General features: G+C 41.4%; 23 protein-coding genes and 1 riboswitch. Of the genes, 19 read left to right on the forward strand and 4 right to left on the reverse strand.

The genetic code is table 11. From position 1 onward, the window contains the following. Position 1 precedes the first annotated feature (1 nt). A complete protein-coding gene (locus R2B77_RS08830) occupies positions 2-889 on the forward strand; it encodes a 5'-3' exonuclease (protein WP_203248004.1) in 888 nt (295 codons plus the stop codon). Positions 890-984: 95 nt separating this feature from the next. On the opposite strand, the gene R2B77_RS08835 is transcribed toward R2B77_RS08830, so the two are convergent. Next, entirely contained in the window at positions 985-2043 is a 1059-nt protein-coding gene (locus tag R2B77_RS08835; RefSeq protein WP_203248003.1) for an LLM class flavin-dependent oxidoreductase, read from the reverse strand. Positions 2044-2166: 123 nt separating this feature from the next. Between R2B77_RS08835 and R2B77_RS08840 the strand changes: the two genes are divergently transcribed. Beyond that, entirely contained in the window at positions 2167-2514 is a 348-nt protein-coding gene (locus R2B77_RS08840) for a winged helix-turn-helix transcriptional regulator (protein ID WP_203248002.1), read from the forward strand. A 30-nt stretch (positions 2515-2544) separates the two neighbouring features. Here the strand turns inward: R2B77_RS08840 and R2B77_RS08845 are convergent, their stop codons facing one another. The 3 genes from R2B77_RS08845 to R2B77_RS08855 form a co-directional block, all read right to left on the reverse strand. Then, positions 2545-3078, reverse strand: a complete 534-nt coding sequence (locus tag R2B77_RS08845; RefSeq protein WP_203248001.1) for a cysteine peptidase family C39 domain-containing protein — start codon at positions 3076-3078, stop codon at positions 2545-2547. A gap of 81 nt (positions 3079-3159) precedes the next feature. After that, a complete protein-coding gene (locus R2B77_RS08850) occupies positions 3160-3624 on the reverse strand; it encodes an STAS domain-containing protein (protein ID WP_203248000.1) in 465 nt (154 codons plus the stop codon). 99 nt (positions 3625-3723) lie between these two features. Continuing rightward, positions 3724-4044, reverse strand: a complete 321-nt coding sequence (locus tag R2B77_RS08855) for a thioredoxin family protein (RefSeq protein WP_203247999.1) — start codon at positions 4042-4044, stop codon at positions 3724-3726. Positions 4045-4447: 403 nt separating this feature from the next. On the opposite strand from R2B77_RS08855, the gene R2B77_RS08860 reads away from it, so the two are divergent. From R2B77_RS08860 to R2B77_RS08940, 17 genes are all read left to right on the forward strand, one after another. Further along, on the forward strand, positions 4448-6874 hold the full coding sequence (locus R2B77_RS08860) for a 3-hydroxyacyl-CoA dehydrogenase/enoyl-CoA hydratase family protein (protein WP_212391636.1): 2427 nt from the start codon (positions 4448-4450) through the stop codon (positions 6872-6874). 25 nt (positions 6875-6899) lie between these two features. Beyond that, positions 6900-8075, forward strand: a complete 1176-nt coding sequence (locus R2B77_RS08865) for an acetyl-CoA C-acetyltransferase (RefSeq protein WP_203247997.1) — start codon at positions 6900-6902, stop codon at positions 8073-8075. 190 nt (positions 8076-8265) lie between these two features. Next, a complete protein-coding gene (locus R2B77_RS08870; RefSeq protein ID WP_203247996.1) occupies positions 8266-10053 on the forward strand; it encodes an acyl-CoA dehydrogenase family protein in 1788 nt (595 codons plus the stop codon). 117 nt (positions 10054-10170) lie between these two features. Beyond that, positions 10171-10530, forward strand: a complete 360-nt coding sequence (locus R2B77_RS08875; RefSeq protein ID WP_203247995.1) for an arsenate reductase family protein — start codon at positions 10171-10173, stop codon at positions 10528-10530. Between the two features lie 75 nt (positions 10531-10605). After that, positions 10606-10989 (forward strand): glycine cleavage system protein GcvH, encoded by a 384-nt coding sequence (gcvH, locus tag R2B77_RS08880; RefSeq protein ID WP_203247994.1) that lies wholly within the window; start codon positions 10606-10608, stop codon positions 10987-10989. Positions 10990-11064: 75 nt separating this feature from the next. Further along, positions 11065-11406 (forward strand): toprim domain-containing protein, encoded by a 342-nt coding sequence (locus R2B77_RS08885; RefSeq protein WP_203247993.1) that lies wholly within the window; start codon positions 11065-11067, stop codon positions 11404-11406. A gap of 18 nt (positions 11407-11424) precedes the next feature. Continuing rightward, positions 11425-11724 (forward strand): thioredoxin family protein, encoded by a 300-nt coding sequence (locus tag R2B77_RS08890; RefSeq protein ID WP_203247992.1) that lies wholly within the window; start codon positions 11425-11427, stop codon positions 11722-11724. Between the two features lie 54 nt (positions 11725-11778). Further along, positions 11779-11884, forward strand: a riboswitch (SAM riboswitch). 126 nt (positions 11885-12010) lie between these two features. Continuing rightward, positions 12011-13036: a methionine ABC transporter ATP-binding protein gene (locus R2B77_RS08895; RefSeq protein WP_203248107.1), complete on the forward strand. Its 1026-nt coding sequence runs from the start codon at positions 12011-12013 to the stop codon at positions 13034-13036. Next, positions 13029-13697, forward strand: coding sequence for a methionine ABC transporter permease (locus tag R2B77_RS08900; RefSeq protein ID WP_203247991.1), 669 nt, complete (start codon positions 13029-13031; stop codon positions 13695-13697). Before R2B77_RS08895 ends, R2B77_RS08900 begins: the two co-directional genes overlap by 8 nt. 68 nt (positions 13698-13765) lie before the next feature. Next, positions 13766-14623: a MetQ/NlpA family ABC transporter substrate-binding protein gene (locus R2B77_RS08905; protein WP_203247990.1), complete on the forward strand. Its 858-nt coding sequence runs from the start codon at positions 13766-13768 to the stop codon at positions 14621-14623. A gap of 106 nt (positions 14624-14729) precedes the next feature. Further along, on the forward strand, positions 14730-15569 hold the full coding sequence (locus R2B77_RS08910) for a MetQ/NlpA family ABC transporter substrate-binding protein (RefSeq protein WP_203247989.1): 840 nt from the start codon (positions 14730-14732) through the stop codon (positions 15567-15569). A 322-nt stretch (positions 15570-15891) separates the two neighbouring features. Continuing rightward, the gene (gene sufC, locus R2B77_RS08915) at positions 15892-16671 is read left to right on the forward strand and encodes a Fe-S cluster assembly ATPase SufC (protein ID WP_203247988.1); all 780 of its coding nucleotides are present in this window, start codon (positions 15892-15894) and stop codon (positions 16669-16671) included. Between the two features lie 19 nt (positions 16672-16690). Next, positions 16691-17998 (forward strand): Fe-S cluster assembly protein SufD, encoded by a 1308-nt coding sequence (gene sufD / locus R2B77_RS08920; RefSeq protein ID WP_203247987.1) that lies wholly within the window; start codon positions 16691-16693, stop codon positions 17996-17998. Continuing rightward, a complete protein-coding gene (locus R2B77_RS08925; protein ID WP_203247986.1) occupies positions 17998-19227 on the forward strand; it encodes a cysteine desulfurase in 1230 nt (409 codons plus the stop codon). Before sufD ends, R2B77_RS08925 begins: the two co-directional genes overlap by 1 nt. Next, positions 19217-19663 carry a Fe-S cluster assembly sulfur transfer protein SufU gene (gene sufU, locus R2B77_RS08930; protein WP_203247985.1) on the forward strand — a complete coding sequence of 149 codons (447 nt, stop codon included), beginning with the start codon at positions 19217-19219 and terminating at the stop codon, positions 19661-19663. The genes R2B77_RS08925 and sufU overlap by 11 nt, the downstream gene beginning before the upstream one ends. 18 nt (positions 19664-19681) lie before the next feature. Then, positions 19682-21079, forward strand: coding sequence for a Fe-S cluster assembly protein SufB (gene sufB, locus R2B77_RS08935; protein WP_203247984.1), 1398 nt, complete (start codon positions 19682-19684; stop codon positions 21077-21079). A 764-nt stretch (positions 21080-21843) separates the two neighbouring features. Next, positions 21844-22338 (forward strand): helix-turn-helix domain-containing protein, encoded by a 495-nt coding sequence (locus R2B77_RS08940; RefSeq protein WP_203247983.1) that lies wholly within the window; start codon positions 21844-21846, stop codon positions 22336-22338. Positions 22339-22944 lie beyond the last annotated feature (606 nt).

The following is a 22944-nucleotide window of genomic DNA, read 5'->3' on the forward strand; positions in this document are numbered from 1 at the left end:
AATGGATACTCAAGAGAAACCACATATTTTATTAATCGACGGGATGGCATTGTTATTCCGATCATTTTTTGCAACGTCTGCCATGGGGCATTACTTCCCGAATGCAGCAGGCACGCCGACGAACGGAGTGCAAGGGTTTGCGCGCCATACGATGACAGCAACTTCATTATTCGAGCCCTCGCATCTAGCAGTTTGCTGGGATATGAGTGCACACACGTTTCGCAATGATTTATTTGACGGTTATAAAGCGAATCGACCTGCACCAGCACCAGAGCTTGTGCCACAGTTTGATATGGCGAGAAATGTTTCGGAACTGATTGGTTGGAAAAACTACGGCATTCATGGCATGGAAGCGGATGATTTGATTGGCTCGATGGTTACGACATGGGATGGTAAGGCGGACATCACTATCGTTACTGGAGATAAAGATCTGCTGCAATTACTCAGACCTGGAGTTCGCATTGCCTTTATGAAAAAAGGCTACAACGTTTATGACATCTATACATATGATCGATTTGTTGAAGAATATGGCATTTCGCCACAGCAATTCATCGATACAAAGGCTTTCGTGGGCGATACAAGCGATGGTTATCCAGGCGTGAAAGGCATTGGACAGAAAACGGCACTGAAATTAATAAAAGAATATGGTTCAGTAGAGGGGGTTATTGAATCCCTACACGAATTAACACCAGGAATGCGCAAAAAAATCGAGGAAGATATCGACATGCTTCATCTATCAAGGAAGCTGGCGGAAATTCATTGTGAAATTGATATGAACGATCCGATAGAGGATTTAAAGATACCTTTATATGATGATAAGGTTCGAGAGTTAATGGAACGAGAAGGGTATTCGATGATTACTAGACAGGCAAAATCGCTTTCATTGTAAATCTATCAGCTAGTTGTCTATTATAATTTTTTGAAATGAATCATTTACAAATGCTATATAAAAAGCTAACCGGACAATTTTTCCGGTTAGCTTTTTTAAACAATGGCTGTATATTTTTTTATGGCTGGTAAAATTTCTGTACCAATCAGTTCAATATTTTTCATTAACTTATCAAATGGGACACCGCCAAAGTCCATTTGACCGATATAACGCTGATGTCCAAATAGCTCATGCTGATAGAGAATTTTTTCAATAACCTCTTGAGGGCTACCGATATTCATAACATCACGCGGGTCTGCACCCTGTGCAAAATGCTGCTTCGGATAACCACGCCCATTCGTGAGCTGCATTCCTTCATTAATATGAGGATAGGTTTCCCTTTGCGCCTGCTGTGTCGTTTCAGCTACATAGAAAAATCCTGCAGTTGCAATGGGGAGTTTAGCTGGATCAAAGCCGCTACGCTCGGCAGCTTCGCGGTAAGCAGCAATTGTTTGCTGAAAGATAGTTGCCGGTCCGCCCAATGTAGCTAAAAACATAGGAACCCCTGCGTATCCAGCTTTAATCGCACTCGCGGAATGCCCACCGACTGCACGCCAAATCGGCAATGATCCGTTTTGTGGTCGAGGAAGAATAGTTGCATCGTTTAATGGTGCACGGAACCGCCCATTCCAATTGACGGTTTCTTCTTCATTAATTTTCAACAGTAGCTCAAATTTCTCTTCAAACAATTCTTCATAATCGCGCACGCTATAACCCAATAAATCAAAAAGTCCAACGCGTGAAGCGCGTCCAGCAACAATCTCAGTACGACCGCCGGAAATTAAATCGATTGTGGAAAAATCTTCATACACACGAACAGGATCTGACGTGCTAATTATGGTGGAAGAGCTTGCAATTTTAATGTTACTAGTTGCCTGTGCAATCGCAGCTAATACAACGGAGTGTGCTTGTGTTGCAAAATACTCCTGGTGACTTTCTCCAACACTGAAAAAGTCGATACCAGCTTGATCTGCTAATTTGGCTAATTCAATGATTTCATGTATACGCTCTTTAGCAGAAATGCGACTCCCGGTATGTGGATTTGGAAGGTGATCCCCTAATGTATAAATTCCGAATTCTAGACCTTTACTTTGATCAATGCGATACTTTTCCATATATATCAACTCTTTTCTTGAAATTAATTTGTCTACTGATAGTTTAATTTGTAATAGCTTATTATGTAAGTACGCACTTTGAAGTGGTATAGTATCTAAAAGGATACTAAGGTGGGAAGTAATATGGAAATGAAACCGGAATTATGTCGTGTAGAGGATGCGTTAGGTATATTGGTAGGGAAATGGAAGCCGATTATTTTATTAATTCTATTGCAGCAAGGCACGCATAGATTTGGAGAACTAAGGCGAAGAGTGCCAGCGATTACACAAAAAATGCTAACCAATCAGCTACGTGAATTGGAAGAAGAGGACATTATTACACGTAAGGTATATCCACAGGTGCCGCCGAAAGTAGAGTATTCAATTACTGAATATGGAAAGAGTTTAGAGCCGATTTTGGTAGCAATGCATGAATGGGGAACGGAACATACACTTCGTAAAAGGAATAATATTAATCAATCTTCAAGCTAACACCAGCATTTATTCGTTATGAAAATTCCTTCATAATGAATAAATGCTTTTTAAATTTGGGGGTTCAATCTTCACGAATGACAACACGGGTTTATTCTTGTTATACGAAATATGTCGTACCTGACTCGGACGGTTTCTCGCACCGTTATCATGAATAATTAACTCAACGTCGCCCTCTTTTTCTTCATATCCAATAACAGGTACCCAATGATAATCAAATTCGTAGCCCCCACGCCAACGGAAATTAAACCACTTGTCAAACTTTGCGGCAACAAGTCGCCCATTATCGATTTGGACTTTTACTTCAGTAATATCACAGGCTTCGACAGTCCAATCAGCACCAAGCAATTTACGCATATTCCGGATGAAAGGACCTTTGCCAAGTCCGATTTTTGTACCACCAAGTTGTGCATATAATTCATTGACATCATAAGGGCAAACAGCTGGAGGGAATTGATCCATAAGGATACGAGCGGTGACAGGGCCACACGCAGAAGGACGAAAAGCTTCGTTAATATCCTCGTCGTATTGCGATTTGCCATTGATATTCAATACTTTTTTCATTTCGTCCACCACCTTTTAATCAATTATTCCTATTTCATCAATGCTAAAACTGCATATATCATCTCATAAAAAAACACTTCATCAAGTGGAATGAAGTGATTTGTCATTGGTATTGAAAAGGATAGTGAGTGCCGTGTTGAAGTTGGCATAGGTTTCAATTTCGCCATGAATTCCTGCTCGTACAATTTCCCGAACAAGCTGTATGTTAAAGCCAACATAAATCGGTCGGATGCCCATCAATTTCATGGCGGCATTGAGTTGACTTGTTCCAATTGTAAAAGTATTAAAATCGAGTTGTTCAAGGTCTTTAATGTCAACACCTGTAAAATCAAAAATAGCACAATTCGTGTCGCGATGGTCTGCGCAGTAATCGAGAACTCGGTTACGAATAGACTTAAGGCGATTATGACCGATAGGACCTGCGATTGGCACAAGGATAGTATCTTCGAAGAGGGAAGGAATGATTGGGGCGGACAGTTCATGAATAACTAGCTCATAGTAGGCAATTTTATCTTTTAATTGTTGAATTTCTTTTTCGTTGTCCATTGTTACACCTCACAACAATTTTCTATAGTATATATTACTTTGGAAATAAAATCCATAACAAAAACGGATAGATTTTTATCTATCCGTTTTTGTATAAAATTATTTTTCTACACCGTCAAGAAATTCAGTAACTTGTTCAGGTGATTTTGCGTTGGCGCTATGCAAATGAGCTTGTTTTTCTCCATTTTGGAAAATAAGTAAGCTTGGAATACCCATCACATCATATTTTTCTGCAATTTCTGGTAGCACATCACGGTCGATGTCATACCATGTGTACATATCATATTTTTCAACGATTGGATCGATGAACATATCCATGCGTGTGCAATCTGGGCACCATCCTGCTTGGAATTTAATAAGCGCTTTAGAATCGCTTGCAATGATTTCGTTGAACTGTTCAGCTGTTGTAATTGGTTTCATCTTTTTATTCCCTCCTTCATATAATAAGTGTACAATGATTGCAATCATGTCGGGTAGTTTAATGCTTCAAAAGAAAATATACTAGAATCAATTACGCCTCGGCGTAATTGCGTCCAGATTTTGAATCGAGCTTGCTCGATTGACTCCTTTCAAAATCTGTGACATCCGCCGGAGGCTTTATCTTCGTTCAGCAAGCGTTTCGATAGCTATTGAACGGGAAAACAAAATTGTATTCATCACGCCACCTGTAAAGGTAGGGGACTTCTGTAGCTGACGCTTCGCTTTCAGTACAAAAGAATTTGCTGAATGAAGATAAATATTTTCAATTTAAATATTGCGAAAATGGTTGAAATGTTCTACACTGAGAGATATAGAAACGCTTTCTATTTTTTTTGCCCATAAAATGAATGGTGGTTCATTCAAGAAAACAAGGGAGGCTTCTCACGTGGCTTATCAAATTAAAAAAGCAGCAGTTTTAGGCTCGGGTGTCATGGGATCGGGTATTGCAGCCCATCTCGCAAATATCGGAATACCGGTTTTACTTTTGGATATCGTTCCTGGCAAATTAACGGAACAGGAAGAAGCGCAAGGGTTAACATTAGAAAGTTCTCAAGTACGCAATAAAATTGCAACAGGAGCCATCCAAAATCTACTTAAACAAAAACCGGCACCGCTCACTACAAAAAGTAATCTATCCCTCATTGAAGCTGGGAACTTTGAAGATGACTTAGAAAAGTTAAAAGATGTTGACTGGATCATTGAAGTCATCGTTGAAAGATTAGATGTGAAAAAAGGGTTATATGAAAAAATCGATGCCGTTCGCAAGCCGGGAACAATCATTAGTTCGAATACATCAGGCATTAGCATTGAGGCGATGGCAGAAGGTCGTTCGGAAGATTTTCAAAAACACTTCCTGGGCACACACTTTTTCAACCCACCACGCTATTTGAAGCTTTTGGAAGTCATTCCGGCAAGTACGACAGCTCCAGAAGTGGTGGAATTTATGACGAGCTTTGGAGAAGATCGATTAGGGAAAGGTGTCGTCATTGCAAAGGATACACCGAACTTCATCGCCAATCGGATTGGTACATATGGACTGCTAATCACATTACGTGAAATGGAGAAACGTGGCTATTCGATTGGGGAAGTCGATTCTGTGACGGGTACATTGATTGGACGTCCAAAATCTGCCACTTTCCGTACGCTCGATGTTGTAGGTCTTGATACATTTATGCATGTCGCGAAAAACGTCTATGACAAAACGGTAGGCGAAGAGCAGAAAGTGTTCAAACTGCCGCCATTTATGAAAAAGATGATCGACAATGGTTGGATTGGCGCGAAAGCAAAACAAGGCTTCTATTCGAAACAAGGGAAAGACATTCTAGAACTAGATACAGAGACATTTGAATACGGTCCAGCGAAGAAATTGAAAACGCCTTCAATTGAAATGGCGAAGCAACAAAAAGGGCTAGCTAATAAAGTGAAAACATTGGTTTACGCGAATGACCGGACAGGTGAAATTCTGTGGAATATCATTGCTCCGACACTATTATATTCTGCAGAGCTACATGGTGAAATCGCAGATGACATCGTTGCCATCGACAATGCCATGAAATGGGGCTTCGGCTGGCAGCAAGGACCGTTTGAAATTTGGGACGCAATCGGTGTAGCAAAATCGATGGAGAAGATGAAAGAAGAGGGGGCAACTGTACCTGCCTTCGTTCAACGTTTGCTAGACAAAGGCTATGAAACTTTCTATAGCGAACAAGACGGAGACCTGCACTTCTTCGACGGGGAAGATTACAAGCTTGTTCCTGTGAACGAAAAAGCAATTAACTTGAAACGCTACAAGAAAAAACATGGTGTCATCAAAAAGAATTCCGGTGCTAGTTTAATAGACCTTGGAGATGGCGTTGCACTTCTTGAGTTCCACTCCCAATCGAATTCAATTGGTCCGGATATCATTCAGATGATCAATTATGCAGTAGATGAGGTTGAGAAAAACTACAAGGGGCTTGTCATTGGAAATCAAGGGAAAAACTTCTGTGTTGGTGCGAACCTTGGCATGATTTTGATGGAAGCACAGGATGATAATATTTTTGAACTAGATTTCATTATCCGATCATTCCAAAATGCCATGATGAAAATCAAATATTCTACAAAGCCAGTAGTAGCGGCGCCATTTGGCATGACGCTCGGTGGTGGAGCAGAAGTTTGTTTACCAGCAGCGCATATTCAAGCGTCGATGGAAACATATATCGGGCTTGTTGAAGTGGGAGTTGGGCTGATTCCTGGTGGAGGCGGTAACGTCAATCTATATACAAAACATCTAAAAGGATTGCCGAAGGGCGTTCATATAGATTACCAGTTTGTTGCTAATAAAGTGTTCGAATCCATTGCAATGGCGAAGGTATCTACTTCTGGAGAAGAAGCACGGGATAATAACTTCCTTGATTTTGCGGACGGTGTCAGTGTCAATGGCGATCACTTAATTTACGATGCGAAGCAAGTAGCTCTAGCTTTATACGAAAACGGCTATAAAGCGCCGAAGCACGAAAAAATTCCTGTAACAGGTGATTCTGGTTATGCGACGATGCTGCTCGGTGCAGAGGGCATGTTCTTGTCAGGGTTTATTAGTGAACATGATCTGAAAATCGCGAAGAAGCTGGCATTTGTGTTAGCGGGCGGAAAAGTACCATACGGAACATTAGTGGATGAACAATATATGTTAGATCTTGAACGTGAAGCGTTCCTTAGCCTTGTAGCGGAACCGAAATCACAGCAACGTATGCAGCATATGCTCGTCAAAGGAAAACCATTGCGTAACTGATAGAGAGAGTAAAGGAGGAATTTCAATGCGTGAAGCAGTACTAGTAGCCGGTGCACGGACGCCAGTTGGGAAAGCGGGCCGAGGCTCACTTGTGTCGGTTCGTCCAGATGATTTAGGGGCACTGACGATTAAAGAAACTTTGAAACGTGCGGGGGGCTATGACGGGCCAATCGATGATTTAATTATAGGCTGTGCGATGCCGGAAGCAGAACAGGGGATGAACGTAGCACGTAATATTGGTGCGCTAGCGAGTCTTCCTGATACAACACCTGCGATTACAGTCAACCGATTCTGTTCATCAGGTCTTCAATCGATTGCCTATGCAGCTGAGCGTATTATGCTGGGGCATTCACAGGCGATTCTTGCAGGCGGTGTTGAGTCGATGAGTATGGTGCCGATGATGGGCAATACGATTCGACCGAATGCTCACCTAGCAGAAACCGCTCCACAGTATTATATGGGAATGGGGCACACGGCTGAGCAAGTTGCCGTAAAATACGGTATTACACGCCAAGAGCAGGATGAATTTGCAGTACTGTCACATCAAAAAGCAGGAGCAGCGATTGCAGCTGGGAAATTCGATGATGAAATTGTCCCTGTTGAAGTTGTCAAACGTACTGTTGATGACAATGGGAAATATAGCGAGAAGACAGTTATGTTTGAAATGGATGAAGGTGTTCGCCACGGCACGAGTGTGGAAGGATTAGCGAAACTACGTCCAGCATTCTCAGCAACAGGCACTGTGACTGCTGGGAACGCATCACAAACCTCAGATGGTGCAGGAACGGTTCTAGTGATGGATCGTGAAGTCGCAGAAGCGCAAGGCCTGAAGCCAATCGCGAAGTTCCGTTCGTTCGCAGTGGGTGGGGTACCGCCTGAAGTAATGGGAATTGGACCGATTGTAGCGATTCCAAAAGCATTGAAGCTTGCAGGACTGACGATTGAAGATATCGATGTGTGGGAATTAAATGAAGCCTTCGCTTCACAATCCCTACAAGTCATCCGTCATCTAGGTCTTGATATGGATAAAGTGAACTTCAACGGCGGAGCCATTTCTCTAGGGCATCCACTAGGAGCAACAGGTACGATTTTAACAATACGTATGATGAGCGAATTAAAACGTCAAGGCAAGCAATTCGGTGTCGTTACAATGTGTATCGGCGGAGGAATGGGTGCAGCGGGCGTCTTTGAACTACTTTAACTTGATGCAGCAAAGTTCTCGCTGCATCAAGTTAAAGTAAGCCTCCGGCGGATGTCACAAATAGTGAAGGGAGTTAATTGCGCAAGCGCAATACAAAATTTGGACGCAATTACGCCAAGGCGAAATTGATTTAATTAACTTGATGCAGCAAAGTTATAATTGATTTTGACAATAAAAGGAGGAAACTATAATGACTAGAGTAAAAACAAACGAATTGATCAAAGGTGGAGCTTTCCTAACAGAGGACATTGACGCAAACCGCGTATTTACACCTGAGGACTTTTCTGATGAGCAGAAAATGATTGCCAAGACAACAGAAGATTATGTTAAAAACGAAGTACTTCCTGTTGTAGAAAATCTTGAAAATCACGAGTTTGAGCACTCTGTCAGACTTCTTAAATCTGCTGGTGACCTCGGTCTTCTAGGTGCGGACGTGCCGGAAGAATATGACGGTCTAGGTCTCGATAAAATCTCATCTGCTTTGATTGCTGAAAAGATGTCCGTTGCAGGTGGATTTTCGATTACACACGGTGCGCACGTAGGGATCGGAACGTTGCCAATCGTGCTGTTTGGTAATGAAGAGCAGAAGAAAAAGTACTTGCCGAATTCTGTAACCGGTGACAAAATTTCTGCGTATGCTTTGACAGAGCCGGGTTCGGGTTCAGATGCACTCGGTGCGAAAACAACTGCGAAGCTAAACGATGCAGGCACGCACTATGTCTTGAATGGTGAAAAACAATGGATTACGAACGCTGGATTTGCGGATGTATTTGTTGTGTATGCAAAAATTGATGGCGATAAATTCACTGCATTTATCGTTGAAAAAGAATTCCCAGGCGTATCTGTTGGTGCGGAAGAGAAGAAAATGGGTATTAAATCATCTTCAACGCGCACGCTCATTCTTCAGGATGCACAAGTACCAGTGGAAAACCTATTGGGTGAAATTGGTCGCGGTCATATTATTGCCTTTAACATTTTGAACATTGGTCGCTACAAATTGGGAGTGGGTACAATTGGTGGCTCGAAACGTGCCCTTGAATTGGCGATTACGTATGCAAACCAACGTCAACAGTTCAAAACACCAATTTCTTCATTCAACTTGACGAAACAAAAGCTAGCCACAATGGCTGCTAAACTATATGCAACAGAAAGCTTGATTTACCGTACGGTTGGTTACTTTGAGGAACGTCAAAGTCAGCTAAGTGCTGAAGAGCAAAAGGATGGCAAAGCGATTGCAGCGGCAATTGCAGAATATGCTATCGAATGTTCAATTAACAAAGTTGTCGGTTCAGAGGTCTTAGATTACATCGCTGATGAAGCCGTTCAGCTTCATGGTGGCTATGGCTTCATGCAGGAATATGAAGTAGAGCGTATTTACCGTGATTCCCGTATCAACCGTATTTTTGAAGGAACGAATGAAATCAACCGTCTGATTGTACCGGGAACATTTTTGAAAAAGGCAATGAAAGGCGAATTGCCACTCCTTCAACAAGCACAGGCATTGCAAGAAGAATTACTAATGATGATGCCGGAAGAAATTGGCGACGAAGCATTAGCACAAGAGCGGGCACTTGTGAAAAATGCCAAGAAAATTGGTCTTTTAGCAGCGGGTCTTGCAGCGCAACGCTTCGGTACGAAACTGGAGGCTGAACAGGAAGTACTGGTCAACATCGCAGATATCGCGAACAACATCTTTGCAATGGAATCAGCACTTCTCCGTGCAGAGAAAGCAGTTGCACGTAACGGAGAAGAAAAAGAACAGCAGAAGATTCTTTACACACAAATTTTCTGTCAAGAAGCATTTGAAGAGATTGAAAGAGATGCAAAAGAAACATTATTTGCAGCAGTCGATGGCGACAATCAGCGTATGATGGTGTCTGCGCTACGCAAATTGACTCGTTCAAATCCATATAACATCATTGCGAAAAAACGTGAAGCATCGGTGAAATTGATTGAAGCTGAGAAATACATCGTTTAAGAATTGGCAGAAATGGTTTGCTAATTCAAGCCGCCGGCGGATTTAACAATCATCCAGTTACCTATAGGTATCTGGGTGATTTTTCTGTTATAATGGCGAAAATGGAGGTGTTGAGATATGGGACTTACATATTACGGATATCCAAAATGCGGTACGTGCAGGAAAGCAAAGGCATGGCTTGAAACGAATGGCTTGAATTATGAAGAGGTCAATATTGCAGAAGCTCCTCCTTCAGCAGAGGAATTGAGTAAAATAATTTCAGCGTCCGGGCTAGAATTGAAAAAGTTTTTTAACGTCAGTGGGATGAAGTACAGAGAACTGAATTTGAAAGACAAACTACCGGAAATGTCAGATGCAGAGAAAATTAGTTTGCTAGCTTCAGATGGAATGCTGATAAAAAGGCCACTTGTTTTTGGTGATAATAAGGTGACGGTTGGTTTCAAGGAAGAGGAATTTGAAAACGTCTGGGCAAAGTGATTCCTTCCTTGTCTTTACGTACAAAATATGCGAATATTGAAGTGAATGAAATTATATATTTGGAGGGGTTACGGAATGAGTACACCAAAAGATCTGCGTTATTCTGAAGAGCATGAATGGGTAAAAGAAGAAGGCGGTAACTTCCGAATCGGAATTACACATTTTGCACAATCTGAACTTGGCGATATCGTTTTCGTTGAACTTCCATCCGTTGGTGACGAAATCAAAGCAGACGAGCCTTTCGGAAGCGTTGAATCCGTTAAGACAGTTTCAGAATTGTACGCGCCAATTAGCGGTAAAGTAATTGAAGTGAACGAAGGACTGGAAGACAGCCCTGAATTCGTGAATGAATCTCCATACGAAAATGCATGGATGATTGTTGTTGAACCATCTGATGCATCCGAAGTAGATGCATTGATGTCCGCTGAAGCATATGAAAAAATGACAGTCGGAGAATAACGTAATCTTCCATCTAAACGCCGGTGTTATCTCGGCGTTTTTTTGCATCATAAAATGGAACAGGGAGGAATCTGTGTGACGTATGACAAGGTGATTGTTGTCGAAGGAAGTGCAGACAAAAAACGTCTTGCACGAATTCTTGCTGAACCCGTGGACATCATTTGTACGAATGGGACCGTCAGCCCTTATCGACTGGAAGAATTGCTGGCACCTTATGAACAACATGAGCTCTATGTCTTTGTCGATGCGGATGAATCCGGTGAAAAGATTCGAACGTTAGTCAGAAGGGAATTCCCTAACGCGATTCATTTATATACAGAAAAGGTTTATAAAGAAGTGGAAACAACACCTTATCAAGTATTGGCAACAATTTTACTTGAAGCGAATTTCGCTTTACACTCTAATTTTACAGTATAGAAGGATGGTTTAAACGCAATGGAAACATGGACACGCGAACAATGGGAAGCGGTTTTGAAGGAGTCGTCCTCCGCACTGTATTATCTATATACACCGATGTGTGGGACCTGTGCTGTCGCATCGAAAATGATGGAAGTTGTGTCAGCGATGAAGCCAGATATGCCAATCGGGAAAGCGGATTTGAATTACGTGCAAGACTTGGCAACGGATTATGAAATCGAAAGTGTTCCTTGCTTACTCATTCAAAAGGATGGCCTTGTGCAGCATAAAATCTATGCATTTCAATCCGTTCCGTATCTTCTTGAAATGATAGGTTGACAAGTTATATAGTGCTGTGGTAGCATGTGTATTAGTATTTAATTGAATAGGTCGCTCTTATTAAGAGAGGTGGAGGGATAGTGCCCTATGAAGCCCGGCAACCGTCACGAAAGTGAAATGGTGCCAAATCACACAAAGTATTTACTTTGGGAGATGAGAGATTGGACATACGTTTATTTATGATAACGTTTAGCCTTTCTGCCCGTCTGCAGGAAGGCTTTTTATGTTAAAAGAACTAGGCAAAGTTGGACACTTAAAGAGCATATTATTTTCAGAGGTGAAAACAATGATTCATTTAACGGATGTTAATAAGCGATTCGGTGAAGGTGAAGGCAGCATAATAGCGGTCGATAGCGTGTCGTTTGAAATTGGTGAAGGCGAAATTTTTGGAATTATCGGCTATAGCGGAGCGGGGAAAAGTACGTTAATTCGGCTGCTAAATGGACTTGAAGCACCAACGTCGGGGAAGATTACAATTGGTAAACGAGAAATGTCGACGATTAAAGGCAATGAATTAAGGAAAGCGCGTCAAAAAGTAAGTATGATTTTCCAACACTTCAATTTACTTTGGTCGCGAACAGTAAAAGACAATATTGCTTTTCCACTTGAAATTGCAGGTGTAAAAAAAGCAGAACGTGAACGGAAAGTAGCGGAATTGATTGATTTAGTTGGTTTAAGCGGTCGTGAAAATGCCTTTCCATCCGAATTATCTGGCGGGCAAAAGCAACGTGTCGGCATTGCCCGGGCACTTGCAAATGATCCTGAGGTTCTATTATGTGATGAAGCAACTTCGGCACTGGACCCTGAAACAACTGATTCAATTCTTGATCTGTTAACAGATATTAATAAGCGACTCGGTCTGACGATCGTATTGATTACACATGAAATGCATGTCATTCGAAAAATTTGTCATCGTGTAGCAGTCATGGAGGCTGGAAAAGTTGTTGAAATGGGCGATGTGCTCGATGTATTCCAATCGCCGAGGGAGCCGATTACGAAACGATTCGTCTCTCAAATAACAGAATCGGTGGAAGCGAAACAAGCAATGGAACATATTAGAGAAGAGTTCCCATCAGGTACACTCGTCAAACTCATTTTTGTTGGCGAGCGAACAGAACAACCTGTTTTAGCAAGTTTGATTCGGAAGTTTGCTGTCGACGTAAACATCGTGCAAGGAAATATCTCCCACACGCATGGGGGAGCATACGGTACGCTGATCCTTCAACTTGTAGGGGATGCAAAAATTGTCGAAGAAGCGATTCGCTATCTCAATGAGCAAGATGTCCAGACGGAGGTGATCGGCAATGATTGATAACATGTTTCCAACTGTCGATTGGCCTAAAATGTGGGAAGCAACAGCAGAAACACTTTATATGACTGCTATTTCAACCGTTCTAACATTGATTATTGGGCTGATACTAGGTGTTGTACTTTTTCTATCTAGTCCTGGTCAGCTTTGGGCGAATAAATTGGCGAATTTCATTACAGGTGCTTTTGTTAATATTTTCCGCTCGATACCTTTCATTATTTTGATTATATTACTGATTCCTTTGACAAAATTTCTTGTCGGTACGATGCGTGGGCCGAATGCGGCAATGCCCGCACTTATTATAGGAGCAGCACCTTTTTATGCACGAATGGTACTCATTGCACTACAAGAAATCGATAAAGGTGTTATCGAAGCGGCTAAGTCAATGGGAGCAAAAACCAGAACAATTATTTTTAAAGTTTTGCTACCTGAATCAATGCCAGCACTTGTATCGGGCATTACAGTCACAGCTATTGCATTGGTTGGATATACGGCAATGGCGGGAGTCATTGGAGCAGGTGGACTGGGAAATCTAGCATTTCTTGACGGTTTCCAACGTAGCCGAACTGACGTCGTGCAAGTAGCAACGATCTTAATCGTTATTATCGTATTCATCCTTCAATTTATCGGGGATGCCATTGTTAAGAAGTTGGACAAAAGGTAACCCACTTATTGGAATACCAGGCAATGCCTGAAATATAAAAACAATAGAGAAAAAGGGGAGTTTAGTCAATGAAGAAACTATTAACAGGAATTTTATTAGCGGTGCTTGTCCTTGCGCTTGCTGCATGTGGTGCAAAGGATGATGGTAACGATGATAAGACTAGCGGTAGCGCCGGAGATGTAGGTAGTGAAGAAGTAACGACAATTAAAATCGGTGCTTCTAATACACCACACGCCATTATTCTTGAACAAGCACAACCTATTTTGAAGGAAAAAGGCATTGAGCTAGAAATCGAAACGTACCAAGATTATGTGTTGCCGAATAAAGACCTTGAATCAGGGGACTTGGATGCGAACTTCTTCCAACACATCCCTTACTTGGATCAACAAGTGATTGACCATGGTTATAAATTTGCAAATGCTGGTGCGATTCACATTGAACCAATGGCTGTATACTCAACAAAGTATGATTCAATCGAAGATCTACCAGACGGTGCTGTCATTATTTTCAGTAACTCTGTCGCTGAGCACGGTCGCGTTCTATCATTGCTGGAGTCTGCTGGCCTCATTAAATTGGCTGACGGTGTGGATAAAGTAAGTGCAGAAGTAAAAGATATTGTTGAAAATCCAAAAAATCTAGAATTTGATGCGAACTACGAACCAGCATTGTTGCCACAATTGTATAAAAACGATGAAGGCGACGCAGTCGTTATCAATGCAAACTACGCAATTGACGCAGGCTTAAACCCAGTAAATGATTCAATCGCAATCGAAGCAACAGAATCACCATATGCGAACATCATTACGGTAAGAGAAGAAGATGCAGACAATCCAGCAATTAAAACATTAGTTGAAGTGTTAACATCGAAAGAAATTCAAGACTTCATTCTTAAAGAGTGGGGCGGAGACGTCGTTCCAGCGAAATAATAGGCTGACAACTTCATCGCCAAATTGATGTGAAGAAAGTCGTTAGTTGAATTAAGGACTTTTCCTGTCAACTAGATGAACAACATAGAAAAAGGGAGATTTTAAAATGAAGAAATTTCTATCAGTAGCTTTATTAGCATTGCTTTTACTAGTGCTTGCAGCTTGTGGAACGAAAAATGTAGACGAAGGTAAAAATGCAAGCGGAGAAAAAGAAGTAACTAAACTTGTTGTCGGTGCATCCAATACACCACATGCTGTCATTCTTGAACAAGCACAGCCGTTATTGGAGGAAAAGGGTATCGAGCTTGTTATCGAACCATACCAAGACTACGTACTGCCGAACAAAGATTTAGAATCTGGTGACCTTGACGCTAACTATTTCCAACATATCCCTTACCTTGACCTACAAATTGTGGATCACGGCTATACATTCGTCAATGCTGGTGGAATTCACATTGAACCAATCGGTGTCTATTCAAAAAAATATAAATCACTTGAAGAGCTTCCAGAAGGTGCAACTATCCTCATAAGTAGCTCAGTAGCTGACCACGGTCGTGTCCTTGCATTGCTTGAAGCAAAAGGTTTAATTACACTTGCTGAAGGAATTGACAAAACAGCAGCTGAGTTGAAGGATATTGTTGATAATCCGAAAAATCTTCAATTTGATGCAAACTACGAACCAGCACTTATGCCACAACTGTATAACCATGATGAAGGAGACGCATTGCTAATTAACTCAAACTATGCAATTGATGGTGGGTTAAATCCACTTGAAGATGCGATTGCGATCGAAGACTCTGAATCACCTTATGTGAACATCATCACTGTTCGTGAAGGTGACGAAAATAAACCAGCAATCAAAACATTGATTGAAGTATTGCAATCACAAGAAATTCAAGACTTTATTGTAGAAGAATGGGGCGGCGCAATCGTTCCAGTGAAATAATTGAATCGAAAACACCACTGATATTGAACGTGTCAGTGGTGTTTTTGTATGACTGTAGAAAGTTAAAGCTTCTAACGCGATTCAAAATCTAGATGTAAGCATGCCGAGACCCGTTTAAATAAAATTCTCAATGGGACGAAGATAATTGAAAATATATATTGGTAGGTAAAATATCAGCATACAAGTCTTGAATTAAGGGCATTCGTGATAAAATCTTGTCATTCTCAATGATTTGCAAGGCATTGCTTAATGGGGTAAGATTAGAATGATACTAAATAGAGAACGGAATACCGTTCATCTTTATTATATTGGAGGTATTGGAATGGCTACTTTGGAAATAAAAGGCCTTCACGTTGAAATTGAAGGCAAGGAAATATTGAAAGGCGTCGATTTGACGATCAATACAAACGAGATCCATGCAATTATGGGTCCGAACGGTACAGGTAAGTCTACACTCGCGCAAGCGATTATGGGGCATCCCAAATATGAAGTAACAGCAGGTACAGTAACGCTTGACGGCGAAGATGTACTTGAGATGGAAGTTGACGAGCGTGCTCGTGCAGGAATCTTCTTAGGTATGCAATATCCAAGTGAAATTACAGGCGTGACAAATGCTGACTTCCTACGTTCTGGTATTAATGCAAAACGTGAAGAAGGCGACGAGATTTCATTGATGAAGTTTATCCGTGAATTAGATAAAAAAATGGATTTCCTTGAAATGGACCAAGATATGGCAACGAGATACCTAAATGAAGGTTTCTCAGGTGGAGAGAAAAAACGTAACGAGATTCTTCAGTTACTTATGTTGAAACCGACATTTGCAATTCTAGATGAAATTGACTCAGGTCTTGATATAGATGCATTGAAAGTTGTTTCAAAAGGCATCAACGATATGCGCGGCAAAGAATTCGGCTGCCTTATTATCACGCATTACCAACGTCTCCTTGACTACATTACGCCAGACCATGTTCACGTAATGATGCAAGGTAAAGTTGTGAAATCTGGCGGTGCTGAACTAGCACACAAACTAGAAGAACAAGGCTATGACTGGATTAAAGAAGAGCTTGGCATCGAAGACGAGACAGTCGGGCAGGAAGTTTAAGAGAGGAGGACGATTCAAAATGACGGTTGAAACTAAAGTGGCATTGACCGAACAGGACGTCCGCTCCTATTCAGCTCAAATGAATGAAGCCGATTGGATGGCAGATTTCCGTGCAGATGCATTAGCGAAAGTGGAACAGCTTGCAATGCCAAAACCAGATAAAACGAAAATTGACAAGTGGAATTTCACAGAATTCCCCGTTCATGCAGTAGAATCTGTGACTTATACTTCATTGGACGAGCTTCCAGAAGAAGCACTTGCCTTAATTGATAAAGAGCAGCAAAAGAATATTTACGTTCAGCATAATAACACACCAGCGTATCTTTCATTATCAGAAGAGCTGAAAGAACAAGGTGTTATCATGACGGATATCTTTACAGCATCACGTGAACATAGTGAGCTTGTGAAGAAATACTTCATGACAGATGGCGTTAAAGTAGATGAGCATAAGCTAACTGCATTTCACGCAGCACTGATGAACGGTGGCGTTTTCGTTTATATTCCGAAAAATGTTGTTGTGACAGAGCCGCTTCAAGTGTTGTTCCTACATGACGATGCGCAAGTGTCTCTATTCAACCACGTTATCGTAGTTGCAGAGAAGAATAGTTCATTGACATATGTTGAAAACTATTTGTCTACGGTCAAAGAAGCTAAAGGATTAGCTAATATTGTATCTGAAGTATTTACGGGTGATAATGCGAAAATTGTTTACGGTGCAGTGGACGTTCTTGCAGAAGGATTCACAACATACGTAAACCGCCGTGGCGTCACTGGACGTGATAGCCGCATCGAGTGGGCACTCGGTCTGATGAATGATAGCGATACGATTTCTGAAAACATTACGCATCTTGTAGGGAATAATTCTTCTTGTGATATGAAGTCAGTTGTTGTCGGACGCGGTAACCAACGTCAGAACTTTACATCTGAAATCGTTCATTGGGGCCTTGATACAGACGGTTTTATCCTGAAGCATGGTGTCATGAAAGATGCGTCATCATCCATCTTTAATGGAATTGGGCGAATTGCAAAAGGTGCAACACGTTCGAATGCTGTCCAAGAATCACGTGTGTTGATGTTAAGTGAAAAAGCACGCGGTGATGCCAACCCGATTTTATTGATTGATGAAGATGATGTAACTGCAGGACACGCGGCATCTGTTGGTCGTGTAGATCCGTTACAACTGTTTTACCTAATGAGTCGAGGAATTACTAAACATGAAGCAGAACGTCTTGTCATTCATGGTTTCCTTGCGCCGGTTGTCAGCAAATTGCCGATTGAAGGCGTTAAGAAACAATTGACGGAGGTTATTGAAAGGAAAGTGCGCTAATGCTCAGTAAAGAGATTCGCAACCATTTTCCCATATTGGACCAAGAGATAAACGGGCATCCGCTTGTTTATCTAGATAGTGCTGCGACTTCACAGAAGCCTCGGCAAGTCATTGAAGCGCTTAGTAATTATTACAACCTCGACAATTCGAATGTCCACCGCGGAGTGCATACACTCGGTAATCGGGCGACTGAAGGCTACGAGGGAGCGCGTGAAAAAGTGCGTAAGTTCATCAATGCAAAGTCTACAGAAGAAGTTATTTTCCTACGTGGGACAACAACTGCATTGAATACAGTCGCACAAAGCTATGGTCGAGCCAACGTTGAGGAAGGCGATGAAATCGTCATTACTTACATGGAGCACCATTCAAACATTATTCCATGGCAGCAGCTTGCGAAAGAAAAAGGGGCTGTGCTGAAATACGTCGACCTTGAAGAGGATGGCACATTATCGCTCGATAAAGTACGTGAAGTCATCACGGATCGCACGAAAATCGTATCGATTATGTACGTCTCCAACGTTCTTGGAACGATGAATCCGATTAAAGAAATTACTGAAATCGCACATGCACATGGCGCTGTTATGGTTGTCGATGCTGCACAAGCTGCGCCGCATTTAAAAATAGATGTTCAACTGCTAAACTGTGATTTTTTAGCTTTCTCGGGGCATAAGATGTGCGGACCTACAGGAATTGGCGTATTATATGGAAAAAAAGCTTTGCTTAACAATATGGAGCCAGTCGAATTCGGCGGCGAAATGATTGATTTTGTTGGGCTATATGAATCTACATGGAAAGAGCTCCCTTGGAAATTTGAAGGAGGTACGCCAATCATTGCAGGAGCAATTGGTTTGGGTGCTGCTATTGATTTCTTAGAGGAAATCGGACTTGATCATATTGAGCGACATGAGCATGAATTAGCAGGCTACGCTATGGAACGAATGTCGGAAATCGACGGACTGACGATTTATGGTCCAATGGATCCCGAAAAACGTGCGGGATTGGTAACATTCAATTTGAATGATGTCCATCCGCATGATGTTGCAACGGTGCTAGATATGAACGGTATTGCCGTTCGAGCAGGTCACCATTGTGCGCAGCCGCTCATGAAATGGTTGGATGTATCAGCCACGGCACGTGCTAGCTTCTACGTATACAATACGGAAGCTGACGTTGATCGCTTCGTGGACGGACTCCGTATCGCAAAGGAGTATTTCAACGATGTCTACTAATAATCTAGACCAGTTATACCGCTCGGTCATTATGGATCATTATAAAAATCCGAGGAACAAGGGTGTTCTCGCGGATAATACTGTTACGATTGATATGAATAACCCGACGTGTGGGGATGTCATTCACTTGACGCTTCAAGTGGAAAACGACATCGTCCAAGATGCGAAGTTTGAAGGAGAAGGCTGCTCGATTTCTATGGCATCCGCTTCGATGATGACGCAAATTGTGAAAGGGAAAAATGTGAATGAAGCATCGAACTTGGCTCATGTTTTTTCAGATTTAATGCTAGGGAAAGATATCGATGATTCCATCGATCTAGGGGATATTGAGGCACTTGCAGGTGTAGCAAAATTCCCTGCACGCATCAAGTGTGCAACACTTGCGTGGAAGGCGATGGAAAAGGGAGTCGGAAATGACTCTGAACCTACAGACTAAAGGAATGGAGGAATAGTAATGGCTAAAAAAATGCCGGATATCGGCGATTATAAATATGGTTTTGCTGATAAAGACGTCTCTGTTTTCCGTTCTGAACGTGGTTTGACAAAAGAAATTGTTGAACAGATTTCGAACATGAAGGAAGAGCCACAGTGGATGCTAGATTATCGTCTAAAGTCATTGGAATTGTTCTACAAAATGCCAATGCCTCAATGGGGTGGGGACCTTAACTCACTCAAATTTGACGAGATCACTTACTATGTTAAACCATCTGAGGGAACAGAACGTTCGTGGGATGAAGTACCGGAAGAAATCAAGCGTACGTTTGATAAGCTCGGAATTCCTGAAGCAGAGCAAAAGTATCTTGCAGGTGTTTCTGCACAATACGAATCAGAAGTTGTGTATCACAATATGAAACAAGATCTTGAAGATCTAGGTATTGTCTTCAAGGATACAGATTCGGCGCTAAAAGAAAACGAGGAATTGTTCAAAAAGCATTGGGGTACGATTATTCCGAACTCCGATAACAAGTTCGCTGCGTTGAACTCTGCTGTTTGGTCAGGTGGATCATTCATCTACGTACCACCAGGCATTAAAGTGGATACGCCGCTTCAAGCCTATTTCCGCATCAACTCGGAAAACATGGGGCAATTCGAGCGTACGCTCATCATCGTTGATGAAGGAGCAAGCGTTCACTACGTTGAAGGATGTACAGCGCCTGTTTACACAACAAACTCATTGCATAGTGCAGTTGTTGAAATCATCATTAAAAAAGATGCGTATTGCCGTTATACAACAATTCAAAACTGGGCGAACAACGTTTACAACCTTGTAACGAAGCGTGCAGTTTGTGATGCAAACGCAACGATGGAATGGATTGATGGTAACATCGGTTCTAAACTGACGATGAAATATCCAGCAGTCATCCTTAAAGGTGAAGGCGCACGTGGTATGACATTGTCAATCGCACTTGCAGGTAAAGGACAACACCAAGACGCAGGAGCGAAAATGCATCACCTTGCACCAAACACATCTTCAACAATCGTTTCCAAGTCGATTTCACAACACGGTGGTAAAGTAACATACCGCGGAATCGTTCACTTCGGACGTAAAGCAGATGGCGCACGTGCAAATATTGAGTGTGATACGTTAATCATGGATGATAAGTCTACATCAGATACGATTCCATATAACGAAATCCTCAATGATAATGTGTCACTTGAACACGAAGCAAAAGTATCGAAAGTTTCAGAGGAGCAGCTCTTCTACTTAATGAGCCGTGGAATTCCTGAGCTTGAAGCAACTGAAATGATCGTTATGGGCTTCATCGAACCATTTACAAAAGAATTACCGATGGAATATGCAGTAGAGATGAACCGTCTCATTAAGTTCGAGATGGAAGGTTCAATCGGTTAAGACGTAACAAACCCGTCACAGAAATACTTGTGACGGGTTTTTCTTATACTAGGGCATTAACTTCGAGTTCTAGACATATTAATGAGGTGTTTGTTATAATTGTGGTAGTAGCAGTGCATATTAAAAAGACCGCAACGATGTTCTAGCATCGTTACGGTACTTATAATAGTCAGGTTCCCATTAGGGGAATCAGCGTCCGAGATGAAATAATCCACCTGAGCCGTCTAAAACTCAAGGGTGGATTATTTCTTTTGTGACATGGTGAACGCAAGTGCTAGTATCGCAACAATTAATGTTACAAAACTAATCATAATCACAAGCGATTCAAACATAGTCATCTTGGCAGCACCCCCTTCCCCATGCTAATACTGTGACCGGGACAAGTAGCAGGACGCTGTCAAGCCTAGAAAACCCTATTCTATTATTTTTCTATTATACCGCACACTTGTTCCTGCTTCACAACCTATTATTTCTTTGAAATTATTCCATTTTTAAAGGGACATCAGGTAATTCTGATCATACAAGTGCTCGACAACCAAATAGTTGGTAATAAAACCTGAGGAACAAGGGGGAATATTCTCTTTGTTCCTCAGGTTTTTCTTAAATGGGTATTGTACCTAGTTATCTGAGTAGTGTCAGTGACATCTGAGTTTTACATTTACTCAGATAATAAAAATAGATGGAAAGTCCTCGTGTTGCGTGCGCAACGGCCGTTGTTGCTGTACCTTATGAGTATAAAAAGATAAATTTGAGGTGTAACGAAGATGAATATTGGAGAAATGATTCGTTCAAAAAGAGTAGAACTGAATAAGACTCAGCAACAACTGGCTGATAAAGTATTTGTAACCAGACAGACTATTTCAAAGTGGGAATTGGGGAAAAGTGAACCCGATCTAATTTCTTTGAAAATATTGGAACAAGTTTTGGAAATCAGTTTTGCTGAAGAACCTTCAGTTCAAAATGAAGGGAGCAACAGTAATATGAAAATGCGCTATAAGTTATTTGGGATGGTCGGATTCGGTATTTTATTTTTCCCGTTTCGATTTTTATGGATAAAGATCCATGATAACTGGAACAATCCGCTCATCCGGTTTGTCTTGATTCCGATACTACTTTCCTGTTATCTGTGGTATATGCATTCTTTAAGGCTCAATGTGTTCTATCTGGTTTCAAGTTTAACCCTAATGATCTATCTTGTTACCAGTTTTTATTTTTATAATTCAGGAGATAGTAAAGATGAAAAAAATCAATTATTGTAATCCAAGCGTCTCTTCCAACATTTTTATAGGACTCAAAGAGAACTTAGCCTTTTTGATATTAGACGTTCTATTCATAATTCTAGGAATTGATGGGAACAATAAACATAAGTAATACGCTTTACATCAATGATTCATAAAAGAGCTGTTGATTAACCATTTACCTGAATAAATCGCAGATAAACAAAGGTTTTAAACTATATTTTTCACTAGCTCATTTTCGGTTCGCTTTCGGAGAACTATTCAAGACATAATTACCAAGGAGGAATTGGGGTTCATTCCCCCTTTAGGAGCAAGCGTGGCTAGAAACGACTTCGTCATTTCTAGCCACGCATTTTTCGGTCGTCTTGTTATGAATAGTTGCCTGTCGCGTACCTACAATATTTAAGTGATAAATGTAGTGGCTCGAAAAGAAAAAAATGGATGGCTTTCTGTAAAGATTGTAAGTGCCCGAAAATGCAATTTCGGGCACTCTTGCACATTGTACAAGGTTTTCCTACTTTACTTCTAGCTAGCTTTATAGAAAATGACACTACCTAAAAATAAAAATGGAAAAGACTATGGGCAAGGCTTCGGCCGCCAAAATTTCATCTTTGGCGGCCCTCTCCA

Origin of the sequence: Sporosarcina beigongshangi, assembly GCF_033485195.1 — a bacterium.
Lineage (GTDB): Bacteria > Bacillota > Bacilli > Bacillales_A > Planococcaceae > Sporosarcina > Sporosarcina beigongshangi.

Bases quoted from the DNA above. Each gene is read 5' to 3' on its own strand.
- R2B77_RS08840 (WP_203248002.1), top strand. From the start codon at position 2,167: ATGGAAATGAAACCGGAATTATGTCGTGTAGAGGATGCGTTAGGTATA.
- sufB (WP_203247984.1), top strand. From the start codon at position 19,682: ATGGCTAAAAAAATGCCGGATATCGGCGATTATAAATATGGTTTTGCT.
- R2B77_RS08870 (WP_203247996.1), top strand. From the start codon at position 8,266: ATGACTAGAGTAAAAACAAACGAATTGATCAAAGGTGGAGCTTTCCTA.
- R2B77_RS08845 (WP_203248001.1), bottom strand. From the start codon at position 3,078: ATGAAAAAAGTATTGAATATCAATGGCAAATCGCAATACGACGAGGAT.
- R2B77_RS08905 (WP_203247990.1), top strand. From the start codon at position 13,766: ATGAAGAAACTATTAACAGGAATTTTATTAGCGGTGCTTGTCCTTGCG.
- R2B77_RS08895 (WP_203248107.1), top strand. From the start codon at position 12,011: ATGATTCATTTAACGGATGTTAATAAGCGATTCGGTGAAGGTGAAGGC.
- R2B77_RS08835 (WP_203248003.1), bottom strand. From the start codon at position 2,043: ATGGAAAAGTATCGCATTGATCAAAGTAAAGGTCTAGAATTCGGAATT.
- R2B77_RS08850 (WP_203248000.1), bottom strand. From the start codon at position 3,624: ATGGACAACGAAAAAGAAATTCAACAATTAAAAGATAAAATTGCCTAC.
- R2B77_RS08925 (WP_203247986.1), top strand. From the start codon at position 17,998: ATGCTCAGTAAAGAGATTCGCAACCATTTTCCCATATTGGACCAAGAG.
- R2B77_RS08830 (WP_203248004.1), top strand. From the start codon at position 2: ATGGATACTCAAGAGAAACCACATATTTTATTAATCGACGGGATGGCA.
- R2B77_RS08860 (WP_212391636.1), top strand. From the start codon at position 4,448: ATGAATGGTGGTTCATTCAAGAAAACAAGGGAGGCTTCTCACGTGGCT.
- R2B77_RS08890 (WP_203247992.1), top strand. From the start codon at position 11,425: ATGGAAACATGGACACGCGAACAATGGGAAGCGGTTTTGAAGGAGTCG.
- R2B77_RS08855 (WP_203247999.1), bottom strand. From the start codon at position 4,044: ATGAAACCAATTACAACAGCTGAACAGTTCAACGAAATCATTGCAAGC.
- sufU (WP_203247985.1), top strand. From the start codon at position 19,217: ATGTCTACTAATAATCTAGACCAGTTATACCGCTCGGTCATTATGGAT.
- R2B77_RS08900 (WP_203247991.1), top strand. From the start codon at position 13,029: ATGATTGATAACATGTTTCCAACTGTCGATTGGCCTAAAATGTGGGAA.
- gcvH (WP_203247994.1), top strand. From the start codon at position 10,606: ATGAGTACACCAAAAGATCTGCGTTATTCTGAAGAGCATGAATGGGTA.
- R2B77_RS08910 (WP_203247989.1), top strand. From the start codon at position 14,730: ATGAAGAAATTTCTATCAGTAGCTTTATTAGCATTGCTTTTACTAGTG.
- R2B77_RS08865 (WP_203247997.1), top strand. From the start codon at position 6,900: ATGCGTGAAGCAGTACTAGTAGCCGGTGCACGGACGCCAGTTGGGAAA.
- R2B77_RS08940 (WP_203247983.1), top strand. From the start codon at position 21,844: ATGAATATTGGAGAAATGATTCGTTCAAAAAGAGTAGAACTGAATAAG.
- sufD (WP_203247987.1), top strand. From the start codon at position 16,691: ATGACGGTTGAAACTAAAGTGGCATTGACCGAACAGGACGTCCGCTCC.
- R2B77_RS08875 (WP_203247995.1), top strand. From the start codon at position 10,171: ATGGGACTTACATATTACGGATATCCAAAATGCGGTACGTGCAGGAAA.
- sufC (WP_203247988.1), top strand. From the start codon at position 15,892: ATGGCTACTTTGGAAATAAAAGGCCTTCACGTTGAAATTGAAGGCAAG.